We start from the raw sequence: 22,266 nt of genomic DNA, 5'->3' as shown, positions 1-22,266 counted from the left end.
GCAGGAGGCGCCTGAGGGCCAGGTGAATATCTCGCGCATCGACGACCGGCGTGGGCTGAGCCGACACCGCCCGTGAGAGTCGGCGCCAGGAAGAGCGCACGACGAGATGGGGAGCGCTCACCCGGCTGGCTCTCTGCGTATGCCGCCCGAGCGGGGAGTGCATAGCGTTCCCGTATGTCGAAGCCCAGGCCACGGTGGGTGCAGTTCTTGATCAGGTACTGGTCAGGCAGGCGGACATACCCCTTCCCCGTGCTGATGCTCATTGACTTCTTGCCAATGCTCTTTTTGCTTGCAGTCATCTTGCTGCTGGGGGCGTGGCTACTCGGCGGGCGCATCACCTACGACGTCTTGCTGTCGAATACGCCCCCGTACGACCAGGACGTCAGGAACCCTGAGATGGGCTGGGTGGTGTGGATCACGGGCTGGCTGGTAGTGCCTGCGTTTATCGGTGCGCTGGCTGGTGAAGCGGTGGGGTATGTGATGGAGCGCCGTATGACAGGCATCACGGTCAGGCAGGCCGCTGAAGCGATCAAAGAAGAACTCGGCATCGCCGCATCCCAGCAGCCCCCCGGTCCCGGTGGTACCCCTGGAGCTGGACAATGAGACGGCACATCCGCAGCCTTCGAGAACTCGAAGAGTCTGGCATGCCGCACTTGGACAAGCTCGCAAAGGATCTTTTGCATCGGCACAACAATGATCGAACCTGGGCTCAGCACCATTGGATCAGGTGGGTACAGAAGTGTCAGAACTTCAAGCAGATCATGGCGCTACCAGCACATGACCAGTTGGACAAGGCTGAGGAGTGCGCGTGGACCGGGTTCACCGCTACGATCGATCTAAGAGGTGAGTGCCTGATGTGCGCAGGAGTCCCGGAGGAGGTCATCGCTCTCATGGAGAGGTGGCTCGACGATGTCTAGCACGGCGCAATCACAAGCGCGGCAGTCCCTCGTCAAGGGTGTCAAGCCTCGCATCTCACCGAAGGAACTTGCCGAGTGGGAGGCCAAGTGGGCGCCGGTTCTCCGTGATGTCTTTGCACGCGGAGTCGATCGGAGCCGCTCGGAAGAGCTAGCAGACCTCCTTGGTCAAGCCGTGAACAAGGCATCGACCCGCCGAACGGTAGCGGCCCGTAATCGCAGGTTCACCCAATTCCGCTCGTCCCTCACCCTCAAGCAAATACAAGGAGTGCTGGATCACCCCGTCTACGACGCGAATGGCAACAAGATCGGTGACGCCAAGCACGTCTTCTTCGACGATGTAACCGGCGAGCCGGAATGGGTGAGCGTAGGGACGGGCCTGTTCGGGACCAGCGAGTCCTTCATCCCCGTTCGCAACGCCACTGTGGTCGAGGACCACCTTGAGGTCCCCTACCGCAGGGATGAGGTCAAGGACGCACCCAATGTCGATGTCCACGCAGGCGACTTCCTATCGGAGGAGGAAGAGCGTCGTCTGTACGAGCACTACGGCTTGGACTGGGGCGCCGCCTGGCCGCAGGAGCAGTCCGGCGTCGGCCGGACCGCCGTCACCCCCGAGGGCGCGATGACGCACTCCGACGACGCGGTCACACGCTCCGAGGAGGAGATGCGCGTCGGCGTCGAACGCCGCGAGGCTGGGCGCGCGCGGTTGCGTAAATACGTGGTCACCGAGGAGCAGCAGCGGACCGTACCCGTACGGCGCGAAGAGGTCCGCGTGGAGCGCGAGCCGATCACCGACGCCAATCGCGGCGACGCCGGCCCGGACATCGTGGAGGCGGAACACGAGGTCACCCCCCACGAGGAAGCGCCTGTGGTGGAAACCAGGGCGGTGCCCGAGGAACGGGTCCGCTTGACCACTGATGAGGAAACCGTCACCGATGAGGAGACCGTCACCGATGAGGAGACCGTCACCGATGAGGAGACCGTCACCGGTGAGGTCCCCAAGGAGCGCATCGAGGCGGAAGAGGAAAACGACGAGCAAGGCAAGCGCCGCCGCCCCTGACCGCGCCCCGCACGAACGCTGCGCCCAGTGGTTCCCGCCGATGCTCACTCTGTCCGCGAGCCTCGACACAGACGCGACACTGCTCACCAGGCTGGCCCCGGGCCTGAGAACGGGCGAGCAGCGGCGGCGCCCTCATGCGTACAGCCGCGAGGAGAGGCCGGGGAGGTTCGGCCCGGCCTCCGGAGGTGGAGCGCAAAGCGCCGTACGCTCTCAACCAGAGGTTGAAGAAGTCCTGGTGGGCGCTGCTGCGCGGGGTAATTGGCCTGCGGTGTCACGCTAGAAGGGGTGATGACCGACAACGGCTCCTGCTACAGGTTGTGGCTGTGGCGGCCGGTACCACGCATAAGTTCGTGGTCGCCTCACCCAAGCAGGCCACTCTCCACGGCCGGTCTGCACTGGGAACTGCGGAGCGTGTTCATCGCCGCCTTACACCACGGCGCGCACTTCCCCTGGCTGACGCCGAGGGAAGACGGCACCGCCGACAAGAGCGGCGCCGCCACCTCTCGACCATCCAGTGCGTGACCACGCCGCACTTCCGGCAGTCGCCCGATTGATCAGGACCTATATGGTCCGCGGGTGTTGAGACAAGGTGCCTGGTCAGTCCACTACAGCTCGCGAGACCTGCCGCAGCCTGAACCCCAGCCCTGGCACCTGCGAGTTTCTCTGACTGAGTGGGAGCTATGGCTCGACGACCTGGGCATTCCCGACGGGACGCCGTACCTGTTGTCGCCGTGCTTGGTCTACGACACCGACCTGAACTCGTACTTCCATCAGGTGAACCTCATAGAGGGTCCGCTCAACAGCCAGATCAACCGCGCGTCGGCCCTCTGCCGGAAGCTGAACTTCCTGCACCAGAGCAGGGGCGGGAAGGACTGGCGGGACGCGACCGAGGCCGACCACACCGCCTACCACTACTGGCGGCGTCGCGATCCTCGCGGGCCGCGAGTCGACGGCGATACGTGGAGCCAGGAGGTCTCCCACCTGCAGCAGTTCTACCTCTACGCGAAGAAGAAGCTGTGGGTGCCGGAGGTGCCGATCCCGCAGCGGCCACCGCGCGACGAACACGAGCAGAAAAAGGGCGGGCGCCGCCCGAAGCCGGACAGCGCGGAGAGGAGGGTGCCGGCGACCTACGCCCACGACGTGGGCGGCCAGGTCGTGGAGTGGCTGCCCGCACCGTCCTACCGGCGCTGGCGGGATGTCGGTGTCCTCGGCTATGACCGCGAGGGGTTGCCCCGGGATAACTTCCGCGGCCGGTGGGTTTCACGCAACGGAACCTTCAGCGACTCCACGGTTCGCACCGGCCTGCGGCTGGAAGAGCAGGCCAGCCGTCTGGTCACGGAGGTTCCCGTGGGGCCGGGCCCGGCCGGCTACAGCAAGTCCTGGCTGCCCGCGGTGATCGCCAAGCGGAACTCGGCCCGCTGGGTCTACGAGCCAGCCTCGGTCCGCCGGGACCTGACGGCCTACGCGGACGAGGACCGGCGGTGGGTCATCGAGGAGGCACGCGCTGCGGGCCGCTACGACAAGATCCGGCGTCCAATCGTGATCTTCGATCCGGAGCGGCCTCACCTGGCCCAGTACTCGAGCGGCATCAACCGGGGCGAGAAGGTCGACACCCGGCTGCTTGATCCGCGCGAGCGTCAGCGGTTGCTGATCGACACCGAGGACGGTCTGGAGCCGGCGATGTTCTGGCTCGGTGAGGGCGGGATGCCGCTGTCCTTGTCGACCTGGAAGGACATGTTCACCGATGCCAACCGTCGCTGCGAGGAACAGGGCCTCGACCTCTACGCCCACGCACATCTCCTGCGGCACACCTTCGCGGTGATCACCCTCGAACAGCTCCAGCGCGGGCACATCGCCGCGCTCGGTGACATGAACGAGGCCCAGCGGCTGCACTACCAGCGGATCTTCGGTGACCCCATGGACTGGGTCCGCCGCCGACTCGGACATACCTCTCAGCTGTCGACCTTGATCTACCTGCACGCCCTGCAGGAACTGGAGATGGAGACCCGCATGGCGCTGGTCCCCGACACCTGGGAGGACCCCCGCGACACGCCTTTCGGCGCCCTCGGGGACGAGAAGCCGCCGAACGACCTGTCTGAGGAAGCGGAGGTGAGGGCATGACGCGACGGGGGCGCGGCAGCACCGGTCCGGGCCGTCCGTCCAGCCTGCCGCCGGACGGCTACGAGTCGCCCGCACCGGTCCGGAAAGGCATCGCAGGGAGCCTGATCGTCGACTTCCACGGGGACGACGGTCGCCGCGCGAGCTACGACGTCGGTGAACTGCCTATGCCAGGCTGGCACCCGCTGTTGGCCGAGGCGATGTCGCGGCGGATCGGCCCCAGCGGCGGCATCCGCACACTGGCGGGCACCAAGACCAGTTGGCGAGCGATCAAGAACTGGACCGGCTTCCTGGCCTCGACGGAATCGCCGCCAGCGACTCCGGACGAGCTGACCCGCGCGCATGTGGATGCCTTCCACGGCCGCAGTGGCACGTCCCCGCAGACGAAGTACAGCGACATGGCTGAGCTGAAATTGCAGTTCGCTGATGACCGTCTGCAGAGTCGGCTACCTGCTGACGCCGGGGATGCATTCGCACGTCGGTTACGCAGGCCCTCGCGGGGTGGGGTCGGCGGCTACTCGCACGGTGAACTGGACCGGCTGACCGCGGCTGCAAGGGCGGACACGGCTCGCATCGCCCGGCGGATCCGGGCGGGTGAACTGCTCGTGCGACAGCATCGTGCCGCCCCTGAGAACGTGGAACCAGGGCAACGGGACTTGTCGGGGGTCCTGACCACGATGGCGACCACCGGTGAGGTCCCGGTGTCGGCTGAGTTTTCGCATCGTCGACGGAGGGCCGATCTCGCCTCTCACCTGTTCCTGACCTGGAGGGACCTGGCCCCGCTGATGGCCTTGCTGGCCCTGGTCACCGAGCGCAACGGGGAGACCCTCAAGGAGCTGCCGGCCAAGCACCGGATCCTGGAGGACCGGGCGGTCGAGCTTGTGGTGGTCAAACGCCGACGCGGGACCAGGAAGTGGTTCGACACGCTGACCTGGGAGATCGGTCCGAAAGAGCGTGAACTGCACACGCCCGGCGGCCTCTATCTCCTCCTGCTAGAGCTGACCGCACGCAGCCGGGAGATCTGCGGATCATCCCTGGCCTTCTGCATCTGGCGCAACGGAACCGCGGTGATCGGGGGCCGCGGCGAGCATTTCGCTCCCTTCGAGTCCGACCTCCACGACGGCGGCCGCATCGCGATGTCTGAATGGGCCGCCACTCGGCCTAAGCCGGTCCTTGCGGACCCGCCGCCCACGGCGAAGACGAAGAAGAACCAGGCGGAGGAGTCGGCTGACACCGGACCGACGCCGCTCAAGGTGACCTTCAACCAGATCAAGACCAGCGTCGACGCCCGCCGCACCAAGCAGCTCGGTGGGCATCTGCCCTCGTCCACGAAGAGCAACACGGCCCAGGTGCTGTTCACGAACTACCTCAAACCGGATGAGGCCACCCGCGAGTGGGCCGAAGAAGTGATCACAGAAGCCCTCGCAGACGCTGAACAGACGGCCTGGGACGCACACGCGGCGGCGGTTGGCCGCCGCGGCGAACCCACTGTGATCACGGACGCCGAGTCACCCCAGCAACTCGAAGATGCCGGGCTCGCCCCGCAGACAGCCCGGGAGCTTGCCGACGGCGGACTGGACACCGCCTGGACGGCCTGCGAGGACTACGAGCACCACCCGGAGACGGGAAGCACCTGCGGCGACTCCTTCCTGGCCTGCTTCCACTGCGGGAACTGCCTTGTCACCCGGACGCATCTGCCGAAGCTCCTGGCCCTGCTGGACGCCCTGGGCGTCATGCGCGAGCGCATGAGCGAGGACACCTGGTGGAAGCGCTACGGGCCCGCCTGGGTCGCCGTCCGGCGCGACATCCTCGCCAAGTTCACCCCGGCGGAGGTCGACAAAGTACGCCAGCAGCCCCTCCCCGATGCCTTCCTCGACCTGGTCGAAGCCCCCTGGGAACAGCCATGAGCATTGCCACCTTCGCCTCCTACCCCACGGCCGTCACGCTGAAGGATCCGTACGTCCTGCACGGCCGTCAGCTGCGATCCGGCATCAGGCTGGAGGACACCTCCCGCTACAGCCACGACATCTGGCAGCTGACCCCCGCTCGGCTCAAGGCCCACGAGCATGCCCTGATCCTGAACTTCCCCACACTCCCGCAGCGGTTCCGGCCCGCGGCCAAGCGGCTCTTCTATGCCTTGTTGTCCCTGGAGCTGCCGGATGGCGAGGAGGCACCGGGGATCACGACTATCCGCAGCAAGTTCACCGAGATAAAGCGGTTTCTAAAGTGGCTCGACCGCAGGTGGACACCAGAGCGGAATGAACTGTCCGAGCTGTCGCCCGGCGACCTCGACGGCTACCGCAAGCACCTTCTGGCCCGCTTCCCGAACCATCACGCACAGCGTGAGCGATCCCGGACAGCCGTGCGATTGCTATGGCGCTGGCGTCGACACCTGGGAGTGGACGCACTGCGATTCAACCCGCTCGACCTGGAGGGTTGGAGCGAGTCGAAGCAGGTCCGGCACGGTGAGAACGACACCGACCGACTGCCCGAGGATGTCCTGGGGCCGCTGGTGGTCTGGGCGCTGCGGTTCATCGACGACTTCGCGCAGGACATCTTCGAGGCGGACCGGCGATGGCGAGAAGCCCGCATGCGCGGCCCGAGTCGGAGATCGGCTCGTGGCAGCGTTCCTGCCCGACTGCAGGGTCTGCTCGATCAGCACATCGCCGCCGGCCGTCCTCTGCCTGGTCGTGGCGGGCAGCCCAACATCGCCTACCTCGCACGCGTGCTGGACTGCGACCGAGCTGCCGTCGATCAATACCGCCGGGCCGTCGATGCCGCAACGGCCATCGTCGGTGTCACGGACAGCGCATTCATCGAGAACGTTCAGGGGCGGCTGGACGGAGAGCCCTGGATTGAATCGATCACCACTCACCACACCACGGCCAACAGCCTGTCCCGGTTGGCCCGTCATCTCCAGGCCGCCTGCTACATCGTGATCGCGTTCCTCAGCGGCATGCGGGACAGCGAGGTCAAGCACATCAAGCGCGGGTCTCTGGAGATCAAGTACGACGAAGACGGCCGCCCCTATCGCTGGCGACTCAATAGTTTGGCGTTCAAGGGCGAGGAAGATGTCGCAGGCGTCCCGGCGACCTGGACGGTCAGCGCAGCCGTCGCTCGCGCGATCAAGGTCCTGGAACAGCTCCAGCCATCGACCGAGGCCTTCCTGTTCGGCCGTCTCCTCCACGGCTGCGGAGCTCACAAAGGTGACAACGAGGCCCTCGGCAACAAGGCGACCAACAAGCACCTCAATGAGTTCGCCGCGTTCGTGAACCGCCTTTGTGCTGGTCGAGGCCGCACCGACACCATCGCAGCCGGTCCTGGCCAACGGATCAGGCTCAAGACCAGCCATTTTAGACGGACGCTGGCCTGGTTCATCGCCCGGCGCCCAGGTGGGGTCATCGCAGGCGCCCTGCAGTTCCGGCATCACTCAATTCAAATGTTCGAGGGTTATGCCGGCACCAGCGACTCCGGTTTCCGGGCCGAGGTCGAAAGCGAGCAGGCCATCGCTCGCGGCGAGGTTTTCATGGAGATGATCGACGCTCACGAGCACCTTGATCTGGCGGGTCCTTCGGCGGAAGAGGCTGCCCGGCGGCTGAAGGACTTCGGCGACCGCGCTCAGTTCCGAGGCCAAGTCGCCCTGGACAAGCACCGCCTGAAGAGGATCATGAAGCGGCACGATCCGGCGATCTATCCCGGTGAGTACATCACCTGCGTCAACGACCCGGCCAAAGCCCTCTGCGAGAAGGGCCGCCGCGGCAACAGCGAGGGACTGCCCTCGCACGGGGGCTGCCTGCCTCTGGCCTGCCGCAACGTCGCGCTCACCCCGGAGAACGTTGCTACCTGGCAGCGAGAGATCGCCCGCATCGACAAACGGCTCGGCTCCCGGCCGACCCTGGCTCCCCGTCTTCTGCAACTCCTGCAGAACCGGCGGGCTGAGGTCGTCGAGTTCCTGACATCCAACGGGCAGGAGGCCATCCGGGCATGACCCGCCGAGTCCCCGACCTCCCCGAGGCGCTGGTCCGCAAACACCTCCAGGAGGTGCTGGAAAGCTGCCGCGAGACCAACACCGCCCCCAGCGTCCTCATGCTGGCCCGCCGGCTCGGCTTGACCAACACCACCTTCCGTCGGCGCTACCCCGAGATCGCACGAGAGATCGCCGATCATCGGGCCGCCCCCACCACCTTGCGCAGCGGGCCGACCGAGCACGACAGGCTCGTCGCTCGCAACGCGAAGCTCCGCCGACGCAACCGCGAGCTGAACACCCAGCTCGCCCTGGCGGCGGCGCAGATCCAACACCTGGCTCTGCGTGTTGCCAAGATGCAGGATGCGCTGGAGATCCAAGCGAGGGTCTCGTCGATTGCCGATCGACGTCAGCTTGGTCGGCAGCGTCGGAGGCTATGACTCGCGTCGACCATCCTTGGCATCATCACCATGACTCGCTGTCGGCACTGAGACGGAGGCGCTCATGGGAGACAGATGGCGACTGCTGCTGGGAGAACGGCAGATTTTGTCCGGAAAGAATGATTTTCCGTCCCGACTCATGACCGTCTTCCAAGAAGAAGACAAGTACATGCAGGACGACTGGGCTCAGGGCGTCGACCAGCTCAACCAGGTCCCCTCGGGTCAAGAGCTCCCGCCAGAGCTTCAGGTGTTTGCGGAGGGGGGCGATGACGTCGATACGCTTGATCGTTTTGGCTATCGCACGACAGTCGCAACCGTGCTCGCCCGCCTGAAGCTCATGGGCTTCACACCCGAGGCCAGCGTGCGGTCGATGGCAGAGATCCGCAGGTCGCAGCTGAGGGAGAATGGGATGGACGAAAACATCCTCCTCGTCAGCCCAGCTCACGGAGTTCAGGGGACACCTCACGAGATGTCATGCGAGCAGGTGATCCTCACTGGGCTTGCCGCCTACATCAAGGGGTGCACCGCGCACCATGAGCTCGACTTCAAGGGAGAGGAAGAGGAGGAAGAGGAGGGTGAGGACCTTGACCTGGTGGAATTGAATTGCATTGATGAGCTGGAGTTCTACTTTGAAGACGGCACTGACGATCCTCGCTTTATTCTGAGTGCTCTTCTCTACGACCAAGACCCTCAGGCCGTGCTGACGATGGACTTGTCAGATCTGCTGGCGGCCGGCTACTGCAGCAGCTTCGAGGACCTGTCCGCTCAAGCCCTCGGCGAGCTGGGCTTCATCACCGCGAATACAGGCCCCATCATCGTGATCACCGAGGGAAAGTTCGACGCGCAGGTCCTACCCCGCGCTCTTAGGCTGGTCCGTCCTGAAATCGCCGGATACTTCAATTTTTGGGACATCGAGACTACGAAGGCCGCTGGTGGCACCGATCAAGTCGTCAAGAACATGAGAAGCTTCGCAGCTGCCGGCGTGATGAACCGAGTGATCGGGATCCTGGACGACGACACAGCAGGGCGCCTAGCTGAGAAGCAACTCGCCGGCACACCTCTGCCTGACCATTACGCGGTCTGCAGGCTGCCCGACCTCGACTACGCGCACGCCTATCCGACCCTCGGCCCCTCAGGCGCTTCCGTCGACGACGTGGCGGGTCGTGCTTGCTCCGTGGAGTTCTACTTCGGACAAGACTGCCTGCGCGGAACCGACGGGAAGCTGATCCCAGTCCGTTGGAAGGGTCACAACGACTCGATGAACGACTACCAAGGCGAACTCGTCAACAAGCCCTACGTCCAAGAGCGCATTAAGGAGATGCTCCGAGCCGCGGAAGTCGGCGAGGGCGCTATCGGAAGCGAGTGGGACCCGATGAGACGCCTGGCTCAGACGCTCGTGGCCCTGGCAGAGCCTGATCCCGAGTGACCTTCCGAGACCGTGAGCGGGCGCGGCTGGCTTCGACGGTCACCCCGATTGGCGGCCGCAGCCTCGCCAGGTTGAACGAACCCAAGCACGGATCTCGGAAATCCACGGGACGGAATGACCGTCGGCCCCCGAGGATGTCTCGCTGTGATGCAGACCCTCTCGAGTCCCACTCTGGCCGTTCTCACCAAGATCGCTATCGAGCGAACGATGAAGGAGATCAACACAAGCTTGCTCGCCGCCAACCTCGATCGGTTCATCACCGTGACGTCCTCCAAGGAGAGGCTCGTCCAGACGGTCCTGATGGCCGCCCGGCGGGCGGCACAGAAAGGTGACAAGGACGCCCACCGCGGCCTGCTCATGTTCGCCAAGGAGCAGACGAGCGGCTTCCGGAGCCCCGATGAGCTGGGCCCGGAGAGTCTGCTGTTCCAGCTCAAGGAAGCCCTCCTCGCGGATGGCTACGACCTCCAGTGGGACGACCCGACCATCCGGACGGACACCGGCTCCGACAGCTGGATCGAGATCGACAGGGGGCCCGTCGTTTATCACATCCGCCCGACCGAAGCCGCGGGCACCGAGATGGGTGGGGAGATCAGCGCCTTGGAGGCGCAGCTTGACGCCGCCGGCTTCGAGGTCGCCCTCAACCACTACAAGCAGGCTGTCGACAACCTCAACCACCACAACTACGAGGCCAGTAACGGTGCCCTCCGCCCGATGCTCGAAGACGTGACCTTTCGAGTCGCGCAGAAGTACGGCTACACGGGCACCTCAGGCGGCAACGCCATCACTTTCATGGTCGACCAGAAGAAGGTCGTCCCCGAAAAGTGGGGCCGCCTCATGCAGGGGGCCTGGGACATCTCGCACCCGGAGGGCCCCCACCCCGGCCGTTCCAACGCGGACGAGGCGCGCTTCAGAATGCTGATCATCACCAGCATTGTCCGAAGGTTGCTTCAGCACGCTGGACTCTGACCCGACCGCCGACCTCGTTGATGCACCCCCCCGGCCGACTCCGTCGCCGGGGGCTGAGACGTGATAGTGGGCTCTAGACCGTCTGCAGCTTCGCCTGCAGACGGTCAGTGGTCAGTTCTAAACGGCGGCCACAAGCTGGCGGCCAACCCGTGCCCCTGCGGCCGCTTCTCCCAGACGGACGACCTGTGTGACTGCCCGCCCTCCTCGATCCGGCGCTACCAGGCCAGGCTGTCCGGCCCTCTCCTCGACCGGGTCGACCTGCGGGTCGAGGTGGACCGGGTCACCCGTGCCCAGCTGACCGAGCGGGGCGCCCGGGGTGAGTCCACGGCCACGGTGGCCGACCGGGTCCGGGAGGCCAGGGAGCGAGCGGTGGCCCGTCTCGCCGGTACTCCGTGGCGCACCAACAGCGACGTTCCCGGACGCGAGCTGCGCAGCCGCTGGCATGCCGTGGCCGGTGCCATGGACGACGCGGAGCGCAACCTGGAGCGGGGCGTGCTGACCGCTCGCGGGCTCGACCGGGTGCTGCGCGTGGCCTGGACCGTCGCGGACCTCGTCGGTCACGACCGTCCGGACGCGACGGACGTCGCCCTGGCGCTGCAACTGCGTACGGGAGTGCCACGGGGCGTGCCCATGGCCATCGGAGCGCTGACATGAACATCGGCGACGACCCGGACGGTGAGCTGCTCGGACGGGTCTTCCTCACTCGGGTCGTCGAGCCCGGCGACGAGGTCGCCGGGCGGTGGGTGCGGGAGTACGGCGTGGGGGAGGTGGTCCGGCGGTTGCGGGACGGTGAGATGCCGTTGCCGGGGGTGAGTGACAAGCGGTGGGCCGGGCTGGTCGGCCGGGTCGCGGGGGCCGAGCCCGGGCGGGATCTCGCCGTCGCGCGGGAGGCCGGTGTGCGGTTCGTCGGTCCGGGCGACGGCGAGTGGCCGGGGCAGCTCGACGACCTGGGGGACGCCCGCCCGCTGGGGCTGTGGGTGCGGGGAAGGCCCAGTCTGCGGATGTGGGCCCTCCGGTCGGTGGCCGTCGTGGGCGCCCGCGCCTGCACCGAATACGGCGCCCACATGGCGGCCACCCTCGCCGCGGACCTCGCCGAACGCGGCTGGGTCGTGGTGTCCGGCGGTGCCTACGGAATCGACGGCGCCGCCCACCGCGGGGCCCTCGGCGCCGGCGGTGCAACCGTCGCAGTACTGGCCTGCGGGGTGGACCGGCCCTATCCGCGCGGGCACACCCAGTTGATCACCAGGATCGCGGAACAGGGCCTGGTCATCGGGGAGTTGCCGCCCGGCGACCACCCGACACCGAGCAGATTCGTGCTGCGGAACCGGGTGATCGCCGCGCTCACCCGAGGCACCGTCGTCATCGAGGCCGCCCATCGCAGCGGTTCGCTGGTCACGGCACGTGCGGCACAGCGGCTGGGCCGCCACACCATGGGCGTGCCCGGACCGGCCACCAGCGGCCTGTCCGCCGGAGTGCACGAGTTGCTGCGCGGAGAGGCGGTACTGACCACCGACGCCGCGGAAGTGGTCGAACTGGTCGGTGACATGGGGGAGCTGGCCCCGGACCGGCGCGGCCCTGTGCTGCCGCGCGACCTCCTCGACGCGGCGGCACGGCGGGTCCTGGCCGCGCTGCCCGGTCACCGCGCGGCGACGCCGGACGAGATCGCGCGCGGCGCGCTGACGACCCGGGACGACGCGGTCGCGAGACTGTACGAACTCCGAGCACTTGGTTACGTCGAACGACACGGCGACGGCTGGAAGTTGACACGCCAGGCAATGATCTCAGCGGGCGGTGACGGACGCGGGTGCTGACCGAGCGTGTTCGGCCGTCCGGGGGAACCCTGACGCCCTTGGAAATCCCCGCAGTTGACGCGATTCGATGATCACTCAGAGCGACGGGTGCGACGCGGTGGGGCAGCAGCGGAACGTATCTGCGCACAGTGCGAGGCACGCCGTTCGCGCACTGCGACGCTACAGTCACGCTACGCTCACGTGGATTCCGTCACAGACAGGCGACTCGACATCAGAACGGCATCAGTCCGACAGCTCACCCAGGCACCCCCACATCACGGCAGAACGGCACAAGGCGACGAATGCCCCAGCACACCTCCGGGTCCGACCGGGCGGCGATCCCCCCAGCCGCCCGCGAGGGTGGCAGCGTGCGGCCGCCCGCTCCCTCGACGCTCGACGAGTTGTGGCGGTCGTACAAGGCGACGGGGGACGAGCGGTTGCGCGAGCAGCTGATCCTGCACTACTCGCCCCTCGTGAAGTACGTGGCGGGACGGGTGAGCGTCGGCCTGCCGCCCAACGTGGAGCAGGCGGATTTCGTGTCCTCGGGGGTCTTCGGACTCATCGACGCGATCGAGAAGTTCGACGTCGACCGGGAGATCAAGTTCGAGACGTACGCGATCACGCGGATCCGAGGCGCGATGATCGACGAACTGCGGGCGCTGGACTGGATCCCGAGGTCCGTGCGGCAGAAGGCGCGCAACGTCGAGCGGGCGTACGCCACGCTGGAGGCGCGGCTGCGGCGGACGCCGAGCGAGGGGGAGGTGGCCGCCGAGATGGGCATCGCGGTCGACGACCTCCACGCGGTCTTCAGTCAGTTGTCGCTGGCCAACGTGGTGGCCCTGGAGGAGCTGCTGCACGTCGGCGGTGAGGGCGGCGACCGGCTGAGCCTCATGGACACGCTGGAGGACACCGCCGCGGACAACCCCGTGGAGGTGGCCGAGGACCGGGAGCTGCGGCGGTTCCTGGCACGGGCGATCAACACGCTGCCCGAGCGGGAGAAGACCGTGGTGACGCTCTACTACTACGAAGGGCTCACGCTCGCCGAGATCGGGAACGTGCTGGGGGTGACCGAGAGCCGGGTGAGTCAGATCCACACCAAGTCGGTGCTCCAGCTGCGGGCGAAGCTGGCGAGTTTCGGTCGCTGAGGCGGCGAGGCGAGGGGGAGTCGTTCCCGTCGGCGGTGGTCCGTCCGTAGAGTGGTTGAGTGCCAAGGATTCGAGCGGCCTCCGTGGCCGAGCACCGGTCGATGCAGCGAGCCGCCCTGCTGGACGCGGCTCGTTCCCTGTTGTCCGAGGGTGGGACGGAGGCGCTGACCTTCCCGGCCCTCGCCGAGCGGACGGGGCTCGCGCGGTCGTCGGTGTACGAGTATTTCCGGTCGCGGGCCGCCGTGGTCGAGGAGCTGTGCGAGGTCGACTTCCCCGTCTGGGCGGCGGAGGTGTCGTCGGCGATGGAGCGGGCCCAGGCGCCCGAGGGCAAGGTCGAGGCGTATGTGCGGCAGCAGTTGGCGCTGGTCGGGGACCGGCGTCACCGGGCTGTGGTGGCGATCTCCGCGAGTGAGCTGGACGCGGGGGCCCGGGAGAAGATCCGGGCCGCGCACGGCGGGCTCGTGGCGATGATCGTCGAGGCGTTGGCGGAGATGGGGCACGCGCAGCCTCGGATGGCGGCGATGCTGCTGCAGGGGGTTGTGGACGCGGCTGTGCGGCGGATCGAGCTGGGAGCGGCGGAGGAGCCTTCGGTGATCACGGAGGCGGCGGTTTCCATGGCGCTGCGGGGCGTCCAGGCTGACGTCGGCCGCGTCCAGGGCTGACGTCGGCCGTGGCCGGCGGGGTGAGTCGCATGGCCCGGCGCTGCCGAGGTGCCGCCCGCGCCCACCCGTGCCGCCCCAGCGGCACGACTGCCCGCGGACCGCGGCCCGGCGCCGGCGGGGTGCCGCCCGCGTCCGTGCGTGCCGCCCGCGTGTGGCCGTTCGCCTCGTCGGCACGACTGCCCGCGGACAGCGGCCGGGCGTCAGTGGGGTGTCGGTCGCGTCCGGGCGTGCGCGGGGCCGGTGACCTCCGCCCTCGTCGGCGCGAGCAGCGCGCAGCAGCACCACGCGTGCCGCCCGCGCCCACCCGTGTCGCCCGCGTTTGCCCGTTCGTCTCGGCGGTATGGCTGCTCGCGAGCTCACGACGAACGGCGTCGGCTGTCGGCAGTCATGGCGGCTGGTCATGACGGCATCGGTACGCCGATCACCGGAAGAAGTCGCGACGGTCTACCGGTGAGCAGCCACGGAGGCAGCAAGGAGAGCGGGTCCAGGTAGGTGTCGCCCCTTCTCAGGCCCCAGTGCACGCACGTGCGCGTGCAGTGGGAGCCGGTCGGTTCCACCGTGCCCACCACCTCGCCCGCCGCCACCTCCTCACCCTTCTTCACCGACGCCCGTACCGGCTCGTACGTCGTTCGCAGCGGTGGGGCGCCCGTCCCCGGCAGCTCCACCGAGACGACCCCCTTGCCCGCCACCCGGCCCGCGAAGGAGACCCGGCCCGCCGCCACCGCTCGTACCGGTGTGCCGGGGGCGGCCGCGAGGTCGATGCCTCGGTGGCCGCGGCCGTACGCCGTCGCCGGGGGTTCCCAGCCCCGGATGACCGGTGGTCGGGTGCCCACGGGCCAGGTGCGGCCGAGGGGCGGGACGGAGGTGTCCGTGGCCGTCGGGCCGAAAGGGGCCGGTCGGCTGCTCGGCGCGGGCGCGCAGATCAGCACCGTCGCTGTGAGAAGCAGCAGCAACCCCGTCCACGGACCCGCGCATCGCACACATCGCATCGCTCGCATGCGAGAACCGTCCCGCACCCGCCTAGATCGTGGCCGGGGCCTGTGGACCACTCCCCGGTTGTGGACAGCGGCGTCACCCGGTGCCTCGCGGGTCCCGTACACTTCTTCTGGCGATCCGGGTCACCGGGTCGACTTCGCACGCCCCGACATCAGGCCGTCAAACAGCCGGTGTCAGCGCCTCTCGGTCCCTAGCGGCAAGGCGCATCGCGGGCGTCAGGCGCGGGTACCGCCGGTACCCGCGGCACAACCGAGAAATTCAAGGAGAACGGCCATGGCCGTCGTCACGATGCGGGAGCTGCTGGAAAGCGGCGTCCACTTCGGTCACCAGACCCGTCGTTGGAACCCGAAGATGAAGCGGTTCATCTTCACGGAGCGCAACGGCATCTACATCATCGACCTGCTCCAGTCGCTGTCGTACATCGACCGCGCCTACGAGTTCGTCAAGGAGACCGTCGCCCACGGCGGCACGGTCATGTTCGTCGGCACGAAGAAGCAGGCGCAGGAGGCCATCGCCGAGCAGGCCACCCGCGTCGGCATGCCCTACGTCAACCAGCGCTGGCTGGGCGGCATGCTCACCAACTTCTCGACCGTCTACAAGCGTCTGCAGCGCCTCAAGGAGCTCGAGCAGATCGACTTCGAGGACGTCGCCGCGTCCGGTCTGACCAAGAAGGAGCTTCTCGTGCTCTCGCGCGAGAAGGCCAAGCTGGAGAAGACCCTCGGCGGTATCCGCGAGATGTCCAAGGTTCCCAGCGCCGTCTGGATCGTGGACACCAAGAAGGAGCACATCGCGGTCGGCGAGGCCCGGAAGCTCAACATCCCGGTCGTCGCCATCCTCGACACCAACTGCGACCCCGACGAGGTCGACTACAAGATCCCCGGCAACGACGACGCGATCCGCTCCGTCACGCTGCTCACCCGTGTGATCGCGGACGCGGTCGCCGAGGGCCTCATCTCCCGCTCCGGTGTCGCCACCGAGGGCAAGGGCGACAAGGCCGCGGGCGAGCCGCTGGCCGCGTGGGAGCGCGACCTGCTCGAGGGCGAGAAGAAGGCCGACGAGGCCGAGGCCCCCGCCGCTGCCGAGGCCCCTGCCGCTGAGGCCGAGGCCCCCGCCGCCGAGGCGCCGGCCGAGGCCGCTGCTGAGGCCCCCGCCGAGGCTGCCGCCGAAGCCCCCGCCGCCGAGGCCCCCGCTGTGGACGCCGAGCAGGCCTGACCCCTCACGACCTTCGGGTTCCGGACGGCGGGGGCCCACGAAGCCCCCGCCGTCCGGCGCCCGTAGACCTTCAGACTTCGAGAGAGATTCCAGAATCATGGCGAACTACACCGCCGCCGACGTCAAGAAGCTCCGTGAGCTCACCGGCGCCGGCATGATGGACTGCAAGAAGGCGCTGGACGAGGCCGAGGGCAACGTCGAGAAGGCCGTCGAGGCGCTCCGTATCAAGGGCCAGAAGGGCGTCGCCAAGCGCGAGGGCCGCTCCGCCGAGAACGGCGCCGTGGTCTCGATCATCGCCGACGACAACTCCTCCGGTGTCCTCGTCGAGCTGAAGTGCGAGACGGACTTCGTCGCCAAGGGTGACAAGTTCCAGGCCGTCGCCACCGCGATCGCCGAGCACGTCGCCAAGAGCGCCCCGGCCGACCTCGAGGCGCTGCTCGCCTCCGAGATCGAGCCCGGCAAGACCGTCCAGGCGTTCGTGGACGAGGCCAACGCCAACCTGGGCGAGAAGATCGTCCTGGACCGCTTCTCGCAGTTCTCCGACGGCTTCGTGACGGCGTACATGCACCGCACGATGCCCGACCTGCCGCCGCAGATCGGTGTCCTCGTCGAGCTCGACAAGCCCAACGCCGAGATCGCCAAGGGCGTCGCCCAGCACATCGCCGCCTTCGCGCCGAAGTACCTCTCCAAGGACGACGTTCCGGCCGAGGTCGTCGAGTCCGAGCGCCGCGTCGCCGAGGAGACCACCCGCGCCGAGGGCAAGCCCGAGGCCGCCCTGCCGAAGATCGTCGAGGGTCGCCTCAACGGCTTCTTCAAGGACGCCACGCTGCTCGGCCAGCCGTACGCGCTGGACAACAAGAAGTCCGTCCAGAAGGTTCTGGACGAGGCGGGTGTCACCCTGAAGCGCTTCTCGCGCATCAAGGTCGGCATCTGAGTCCGTACCGCGATCGACGCGCGACCCCGATAGGGTCGGCAGCAGTCGTCCGCGTACGCCGTCACATGTGTGGCGGACGACAGCAGATCTGACGAGGAGGCCATTGCCGCGCATGGGTTGCGAACGACACCCCGCCGGCAATGGCCTCCTCGTATGTGCACCATGAGGAGAACGCCATGACCACCAAGCCCCAGAAGAGCGACGACGGCAAAGTACGCGGGCGGTTTCTGCTGAAGCTGTCCGGAGAGGCGTTCGCCGGTGGCGGGGGCCTGGGCGTCGACCCCGACGTGGTGCACAAGATCGCCCGTGAGATCGCGGCGGTCGTGCGGGACGGCGCGGAGATCGCCGTCGTCATCGGCGGCGGCAACTTCTTCCGTGGCGCGGAACTCCAGCAGCGAGGCATGGACCGTGCCCGGTCCGACTACATGGGCATGCTCGGCACCGTCATGAACTGCCTCGCCCTCCAGGACTTCCTGGAGAAGGAGGGCATCCAGTCCCGGGTGCAGACCGCCATCACCATGGGGCAGGTCGCCGAGCCGTACATCCCGCTGCGCGCCATCCGGCACCTGGAGAAGGGCCGCGTGGTCATCTTCGGCGCCGGTATGGGCATGCCGTACTTCTCGACCGACACCACCGCCGCCCAGCGCGCCCTGGAGATCGACGCCGAGGCGCTCCTCATGGGCAAGAACGGCGTGGACGGGGTCTACGACTCCGACCCGAAGACCAACCCCGACGCGGTCAAGTTCGACGCCCTCGGCTACGGCGAGGTCATCACGCGTGACCTCAAGGTCGCCGACGCCACCGCCGTCACGCTGTGCCGCGACAACAAGCTCCCGATCCTGGTGTTCGAGCTTCTCGCCGAGGGCAATATCGCGCGCGCCGTCAAGGGTGAGAAGATCGGCACGCTGGTGGGTGACCAAGTCAGCCAGGGCTGATGACCCGACCGGAGGGATGGACAATGTCCTGCCGGTCGGGAACCGTGCAGGAAGAAGACGCGACGAAGCCGGCCGCCGCCCTCACCAAGGAACAGCGGCCGGGCCTACTCAAGACACGCAGGAGCAAGTGGTGATCGAAGAGACCCTCCTCGAGGCCGAGGAGAAGATGGAGAAGGCCGTCGTGGTCGCCAAGGAGGACTTCGCCGCGATCCGCACCGGCCGTGCGCACCCGGCGATGTTCAACAAGATCGTGGCCGACTACTACGGCGCGCCGACGCCGATCAACCAGCTGGCTTCGTTCTCTGTGCCGGAGCCGCGCATGGCGGTCGTGACCCCGTTCGACAAGAGCGCGCTGCGCAACATCGAGCAGGCGATCCGCGACTCCGACCTGGGCGTCAACCCGAGCAACGACGGCAACATCATCCGGGTGGTGTTCCCCGAGCTCACCGAGGAGCGCCGCCGCGACTACATCAAGGTCGCCCGGAGCAAGGCCGAGGACAGCAAGGTCTCCATCCGCGCGGTGCGCCGCAAGGCCAAGGACTCCATCGACAAGCTCGTCAAGGACGGCGAAGTCGGCGAGGACGAGGGCCGCCGTGCGGAGAAGGAGCTCGACGACACCACCCACAAGTACGTCGCCCAGGTGGACGAGCTCCTCAAGCACAAGGAAGCGGAGCTGCTCGAGGTCTGATGAACGACTCTTCCTGGGGCTCTCCGCCACACGCCGGGCCACCTGCCGGGTACTGGCAGCCCACCGACCAGGGGCCTGTCCAGAGGGCCGACCCGGCGGGTCCCACGTACGATGCGCATGACGCGCAGCAGACTCGCCCCATGCCCATCGTGCCCGACGTACCCGCACATGGCGGAGACCAGGATGACGACCGGGGGGCCGCTCGGCTGAGCGGCCCCTTGTTCCGCGACGAGACGCCGCAGCCGCCGTACGACGTACGGCAGTCGCGGCCGTACGACCCGCCGCAGGCCCCGTCCTACGGCCCTTACGACATGCCGCAGACGTCGTCCCACAGGACGGCGCCGCAGAATCCGGAGCCCATGCCCGACTCCTCGCAGCCGGCGTCCGCGCCGCAGAAGAAGAGCGCGGGGCGTGACCTGAGTGCGGCCATAGGGGTCGGCGTCGGTCTGGGCGTGGTGATCGTCGCGTCGCTGTTCGTCGTCAAGGCCGCTTTCGTCGGTGTGATCGCGGTCGCCGTCGTGGTCGGCGTCTGGGAGCTGACCAAGCGGCTCGAGGAGCGCAAGGGCATCAAGGCGCCCCTTGTCCCGCTCGCGCTCGGCGGCGCGGCCATGGTCGTCTCCGGGTACGTCCGGGGTGCCGAGGGCGCGTGGGTGGCGATGGCGCTCACCGCGCTGGCCGTCCTGGTCTGGCGGATGACGGAACCGCCGGAGGGCTACCTCAGGGACGTCACCGCGGGCGTCTTCGCGGCCTTCTACGTCCCGTTCCTGGCCACGTTCGTCGCCATGATGCTCACCGCCGACGACGGCCCGCGTCGCGTACTGACGTTCCTGCTCCTGACCGTCGTCAGCGACACCGGGGCGTATGCCATCGGCTGGCGCTTCGGCAAGCACAAACTCGCCCCGCGCATCAGCCCCGGCAAGACCCGCGAGGGCCTGCTCGGCGCGCTGAGCTTCGCCATGGTGGCGGGCGCGCTGTCCATGGAGTTCCTGATCGACGACGGCACCTGGTGGCAGGGCGTGGTGCTGGGCTTCGCGGTCGCGGCCAGCGCCACGCTGGGCGACCTCGGCGAGTCGATGATCAAGCGGGACCTGGGCATCAAGGACATGGGCACCCTGCTCCCCGGACACGGCGGCATCATGGACCGTCTGGACTCGCTCCTGCCGACGGCTCCCGTGGTGTGGCTGCTGATGGTGATCTTCGTCGGCTCCGGCTGATCCTCGTACGCCGTTCTCGTGAGGGCCCTCGCTTCGGCGGGGGCCTCTTGCGTTTCCGGGCGATGGCCCCTCCGGCCGCCGAGTGGGACGATTCTGGTATAAGCCCGCAAACGGGTTCACTCTGGAAGGAGGGCGCCATGTCCGCCATCCGAGAAGTGATCGACATCGACCGCAGCCCCGACGACGTCTACACGTATGTCACGGACACCTCCCATCTGCCGGACTGGCAACTGAGCGCGGTCTCCGCACGCCGGCTCGACAAGGGTCCGCTGCACGAGGGCTCCCAGGTCCGGGTCCTCCGGCGTATCGGCAGCCGCGAGATGCCGATGACTGTGGAGTTCGACGAGCACGTCCCGCCGCACAGCTGGGGCCTGCACGGTGTCGACGGTCCCGTCAGGCCGCGCGTCCACGGTGCGATCGAACCGCTCGACGAGGGGCGACGCTCCCGAGTGACGATCGACATCGACTTCGAAGGCCACGGCCTCGGCAAGGTCCTCGTCCCTCTCGTCGCCCGTCCGCAGATGCGCAAGGAGCTCCCGCGCGACAAGCAACTGCTCAAGGACCGGCTGGAGCAATCCGAGTGAATCTGCGTTCCGGCTTGGGTGGGGAGGGGGAGCAGCGGACCGCGCTCAACGCCAGTCGTCGATCACATACGCTTCAGGGTGGCTGTACCCGGGTTCGTTGGGCCTGTGCATGGTCACGCCCTGCAACCAGGTGCGGAAACCGCGGTCGATCATGCGCCGGTAGGCATCCGGGCGACCCAGGTTCGTGCCGGCGTCCAGTTGCCCCAGCCCGCGCTCGGCGGCCAGCCGCTCGCACGCGTCGAGCAGTCGCTCGAACCGGTCGGCGGCCTCCGGACCAGGACGTACGGCGCCGAATTTGACGAAGCACACGTCCATGCCGGCCTCCGACCCGGCTCCGCAGTGGCAGACGGCCAGGCCGTCGAGCTCGGGGCCGGCGCCATGGAGCAGGATGGTGTCACCGAGTCCCTGCGCGTGCGCAGCCACGATCTCGCGCTCCAGGCTCAGGCCCTCGTACACGGCTCCGGTCAGTGCGCGACAGAGGCTCAGTGCGTCGGGTCGCTCGGCGGCGGGCAGTTCGCCGTAGAGCACCCGGCCGGGGACTGCGACTCCGTCTGTGACCTGCTTCTTCATGATGGCTGTGAGGTATCGAGGCCAGAAACCGTACCGGCGGTAGAGCTCGAGATGCTTGGGACTGTGCGCGAAGGTGAACAGGCCGAGGTGGCGATTCCCCCAGGCGTCGAAGCAGTCGATGACCGGCTCCATCAGACGTCTGCCGATGCCCTGGTCCCACAGATCCGGACGTACGGTCAGCGGTCCGAAGAACCCGACGCTGCCCCAGTCGGCGGCGAAGTTCGACCCCACTACTTCGCCCTCGACCGTCGCCGCGAAGGCCGCCTGTGGATCGGCCGCCCAGCGGGTGCGCACGTAGTCGACGGTCCCGAACGGATCAGGTGCCCCCAGGAAGGTCCCGAAGGCGGCCCTGCAGATCTCATCGGCCCGATCCAGGTCCGCCTCAACCAGCGGGCGGACGGTTACCGGGGCCGCGCCACTCTTGCGCTCCGCTGCTGGTAGGACCATCACGCTCTCCTTTCTGCCCCCGTTCCATCGCACCACGGAGGTGCGCCGCGGGCGAGGTGAACGGTCATGCGTTCTCCGGACACGAGTGCCTCCCGGCCGTATCGGGCAGTGGAAGGGCACTCGAAATGACCGATACCGACAGGTGCCGCCTGACAGTCGCCACCCACAGGTGACCACCCCCACCCCGCTCTGGCCTGGGCC

Annotated in this window: 19 protein-coding genes and 1 pseudogene; 18 read left to right on the top strand and 2 right to left on the bottom strand. The window is 67.7% G+C overall.

The annotated features are described in order from the left end of the window. The first annotated feature begins 249 nt into the window (after window positions 1-249). From KUM49_RS00700 to KUM49_RS00645, 12 genes and pseudogenes are all read left to right on the top strand, one after another. Window positions 250-603 carry a hypothetical protein gene (locus KUM49_RS00700; protein ID WP_217234655.1) on the top strand — a complete coding sequence of 118 codons (354 nt, stop codon included), beginning with the start codon at window positions 250-252 and terminating at the stop codon, window positions 601-603. A 570-nt stretch (window positions 604-1,173) separates the two neighbouring features. Next, entirely contained in the window at window positions 1,174-1,974 is an 801-nt protein-coding gene (locus KUM49_RS00695; RefSeq protein WP_308406526.1) for a PRC and DUF2382 domain-containing protein, read from the top strand. 735 nt (window positions 1,975-2,709) lie between these two features. Beyond that, window positions 2,710-4,095, top strand: coding sequence for a site-specific integrase (locus tag KUM49_RS00690; protein ID WP_217234653.1), 1,386 nt, complete (start codon window positions 2,710-2,712; stop codon window positions 4,093-4,095). Continuing rightward, window positions 4,092-5,999 carry a hypothetical protein gene (locus tag KUM49_RS00685; RefSeq protein WP_217234652.1) on the top strand — a complete coding sequence of 636 codons (1,908 nt, stop codon included), beginning with the start codon at window positions 4,092-4,094 and terminating at the stop codon, window positions 5,997-5,999. Before KUM49_RS00690 ends, KUM49_RS00685 begins: the two co-directional genes overlap by 4 nt. Continuing rightward, window positions 5,996-8,080 carry a hypothetical protein gene (locus KUM49_RS00680; protein WP_217234651.1) on the top strand — a complete coding sequence of 695 codons (2,085 nt, stop codon included), beginning with the start codon at window positions 5,996-5,998 and terminating at the stop codon, window positions 8,078-8,080. Before KUM49_RS00685 ends, KUM49_RS00680 begins: the two co-directional genes overlap by 4 nt. Then, window positions 8,077-8,496 (top strand): hypothetical protein, encoded by a 420-nt coding sequence (locus tag KUM49_RS00675; protein WP_217234650.1) that lies wholly within the window; start codon window positions 8,077-8,079, stop codon window positions 8,494-8,496. Before KUM49_RS00680 ends, KUM49_RS00675 begins: the two co-directional genes overlap by 4 nt. Window positions 8,497-8,635: 139 nt before the next feature. Continuing rightward, a complete protein-coding gene (locus KUM49_RS00670; protein ID WP_374200115.1) occupies window positions 8,636-9,922 on the top strand; it encodes a hypothetical protein in 1,287 nt (428 codons plus the stop codon). 114 nt (window positions 9,923-10,036) lie between these two features. Then, window positions 10,037-10,888 carry a hypothetical protein gene (locus tag KUM49_RS00665; protein ID WP_217234648.1) on the top strand — a complete coding sequence of 284 codons (852 nt, stop codon included), beginning with the start codon at window positions 10,037-10,039 and terminating at the stop codon, window positions 10,886-10,888. Window positions 10,889-11,023: 135 nt separating this feature from the next. Further along, window positions 11,024-11,542 (top strand): annotated as a pseudogene (locus tag KUM49_RS00660) (ATP-binding protein); the annotation flags it as partial. Further along, complete coding sequence (dprA, locus tag KUM49_RS00655) at window positions 11,539-12,699, top strand: DNA-processing protein DprA (protein ID WP_217234647.1); 1,161 nt, start codon at window positions 11,539-11,541, stop codon at window positions 12,697-12,699. The pseudogene KUM49_RS00660 and the gene dprA, both read left to right, overlap by 4 nt. Before the next feature lie 281 nt (window positions 12,700-12,980). After that, window positions 12,981-13,823 carry an RNA polymerase sigma factor WhiG gene (gene whiG, locus KUM49_RS00650; RefSeq protein ID WP_217234646.1) on the top strand — a complete coding sequence of 281 codons (843 nt, stop codon included), beginning with the start codon at window positions 12,981-12,983 and terminating at the stop codon, window positions 13,821-13,823. A gap of 83 nt (window positions 13,824-13,906) precedes the next feature. Then, on the top strand, window positions 13,907-14,485 hold the full coding sequence (locus KUM49_RS00645) for a TetR/AcrR family transcriptional regulator (RefSeq protein ID WP_217234816.1): 579 nt from the start codon (window positions 13,907-13,909) through the stop codon (window positions 14,483-14,485). Between the two features lie 398 nt (window positions 14,486-14,883). On the opposite strand, the gene KUM49_RS00640 is transcribed toward KUM49_RS00645, so the two are convergent. Beyond that, entirely contained in the window at window positions 14,884-15,483 is a 600-nt protein-coding gene (locus tag KUM49_RS00640; protein WP_217234645.1) for a M23 family metallopeptidase, read from the bottom strand. 271 nt (window positions 15,484-15,754) lie between these two features. On the opposite strand from KUM49_RS00640, the gene rpsB reads away from it, so the two are divergent. The 6 genes from rpsB to KUM49_RS00610 all read left to right on the top strand — a co-directional run bounded on the left by rpsB (window position 15,755) and on the right by KUM49_RS00610 (window position 21,048). Continuing rightward, on the top strand, window positions 15,755-16,693 hold the full coding sequence (gene rpsB, locus KUM49_RS00635; protein WP_217234644.1) for a 30S ribosomal protein S2: 939 nt from the start codon (window positions 15,755-15,757) through the stop codon (window positions 16,691-16,693). Window positions 16,694-16,790: 97 nt separating this feature from the next. Next, on the top strand, window positions 16,791-17,627 hold the full coding sequence (gene tsf, locus KUM49_RS00630; protein WP_217234643.1) for a translation elongation factor Ts: 837 nt from the start codon (window positions 16,791-16,793) through the stop codon (window positions 17,625-17,627). A 176-nt stretch (window positions 17,628-17,803) separates the two neighbouring features. Further along, window positions 17,804-18,562 carry a UMP kinase gene (gene pyrH, locus KUM49_RS00625; protein ID WP_217234642.1) on the top strand — a complete coding sequence of 253 codons (759 nt, stop codon included), beginning with the start codon at window positions 17,804-17,806 and terminating at the stop codon, window positions 18,560-18,562. Between the two features lie 130 nt (window positions 18,563-18,692). After that, window positions 18,693-19,250 (top strand): ribosome recycling factor, encoded by a 558-nt coding sequence (frr, locus tag KUM49_RS00620; protein ID WP_217234641.1) that lies wholly within the window; start codon window positions 18,693-18,695, stop codon window positions 19,248-19,250. Beyond that, on the top strand, window positions 19,250-20,464 hold the full coding sequence (locus KUM49_RS00615) for a phosphatidate cytidylyltransferase (protein WP_217234640.1): 1,215 nt from the start codon (window positions 19,250-19,252) through the stop codon (window positions 20,462-20,464). The genes frr and KUM49_RS00615 overlap by 1 nt, the downstream gene beginning before the upstream one ends. A gap of 137 nt (window positions 20,465-20,601) precedes the next feature. Next, a complete protein-coding gene (locus KUM49_RS00610) occupies window positions 20,602-21,048 on the top strand; it encodes an SRPBCC family protein (RefSeq protein ID WP_217234639.1) in 447 nt (148 codons plus the stop codon). A gap of 45 nt (window positions 21,049-21,093) precedes the next feature. Here the strand turns inward: KUM49_RS00610 and KUM49_RS00605 are convergent, their stop codons facing one another. Then, complete coding sequence (locus KUM49_RS00605) at window positions 21,094-22,065, bottom strand: GNAT family N-acetyltransferase (RefSeq protein ID WP_217234638.1); 972 nt, start codon at window positions 22,063-22,065, stop codon at window positions 21,094-21,096. Window positions 22,066-22,266 lie beyond the last annotated feature (201 nt).

It is taken from the genome of Streptomyces sp. AC555_RSS877, assembly GCF_019049245.1.
In the GTDB taxonomy this organism is placed as follows: domain Bacteria; phylum Actinomycetota; class Actinomycetes; order Streptomycetales; family Streptomycetaceae; genus Streptomyces.
This window is presented reverse-complemented; position numbering and strand designations above follow the sequence as displayed.

Coding starts and splice junctions, on each gene's coding strand:
- pyrH (WP_217234642.1), top strand. CDS start 17,804: ATGACCACCAAGCCCCAGAAGAGCGACGACGGCAAAGTACGCGGGCGG.
- KUM49_RS00605 (WP_217234638.1), bottom strand. CDS start 22,065: ATGGTCCTACCAGCAGCGGAGCGCAAGAGTGGCGCGGCCCCGGTAACC.
- KUM49_RS00685 (WP_217234652.1), top strand. CDS start 4,092: ATGACGCGACGGGGGCGCGGCAGCACCGGTCCGGGCCGTCCGTCCAGC.
- whiG (WP_217234646.1), top strand. CDS start 12,981: ATGCCCCAGCACACCTCCGGGTCCGACCGGGCGGCGATCCCCCCAGCC.
- KUM49_RS00610 (WP_217234639.1), top strand. CDS start 20,602: ATGTCCGCCATCCGAGAAGTGATCGACATCGACCGCAGCCCCGACGAC.
- KUM49_RS00675 (WP_217234650.1), top strand. CDS start 8,077: ATGACCCGCCGAGTCCCCGACCTCCCCGAGGCGCTGGTCCGCAAACAC.
- KUM49_RS00640 (WP_217234645.1), bottom strand. CDS start 15,483: ATGCGAGCGATGCGATGTGTGCGATGCGCGGGTCCGTGGACGGGGTTG.
- KUM49_RS00615 (WP_217234640.1), top strand. CDS start 19,250: ATGAACGACTCTTCCTGGGGCTCTCCGCCACACGCCGGGCCACCTGCC.
- KUM49_RS00670 (WP_374200115.1), top strand. CDS start 8,636: ATGACCGTCTTCCAAGAAGAAGACAAGTACATGCAGGACGACTGGGCT.
- KUM49_RS00680 (WP_217234651.1), top strand. CDS start 5,996: ATGAGCATTGCCACCTTCGCCTCCTACCCCACGGCCGTCACGCTGAAG.
- KUM49_RS00665 (WP_217234648.1), top strand. CDS start 10,037: ATGACCGTCGGCCCCCGAGGATGTCTCGCTGTGATGCAGACCCTCTCG.
- tsf (WP_217234643.1), top strand. CDS start 16,791: ATGGCGAACTACACCGCCGCCGACGTCAAGAAGCTCCGTGAGCTCACC.
- dprA (WP_217234647.1), top strand. CDS start 11,539: ATGAACATCGGCGACGACCCGGACGGTGAGCTGCTCGGACGGGTCTTC.
- rpsB (WP_217234644.1), top strand. CDS start 15,755: ATGGCCGTCGTCACGATGCGGGAGCTGCTGGAAAGCGGCGTCCACTTC.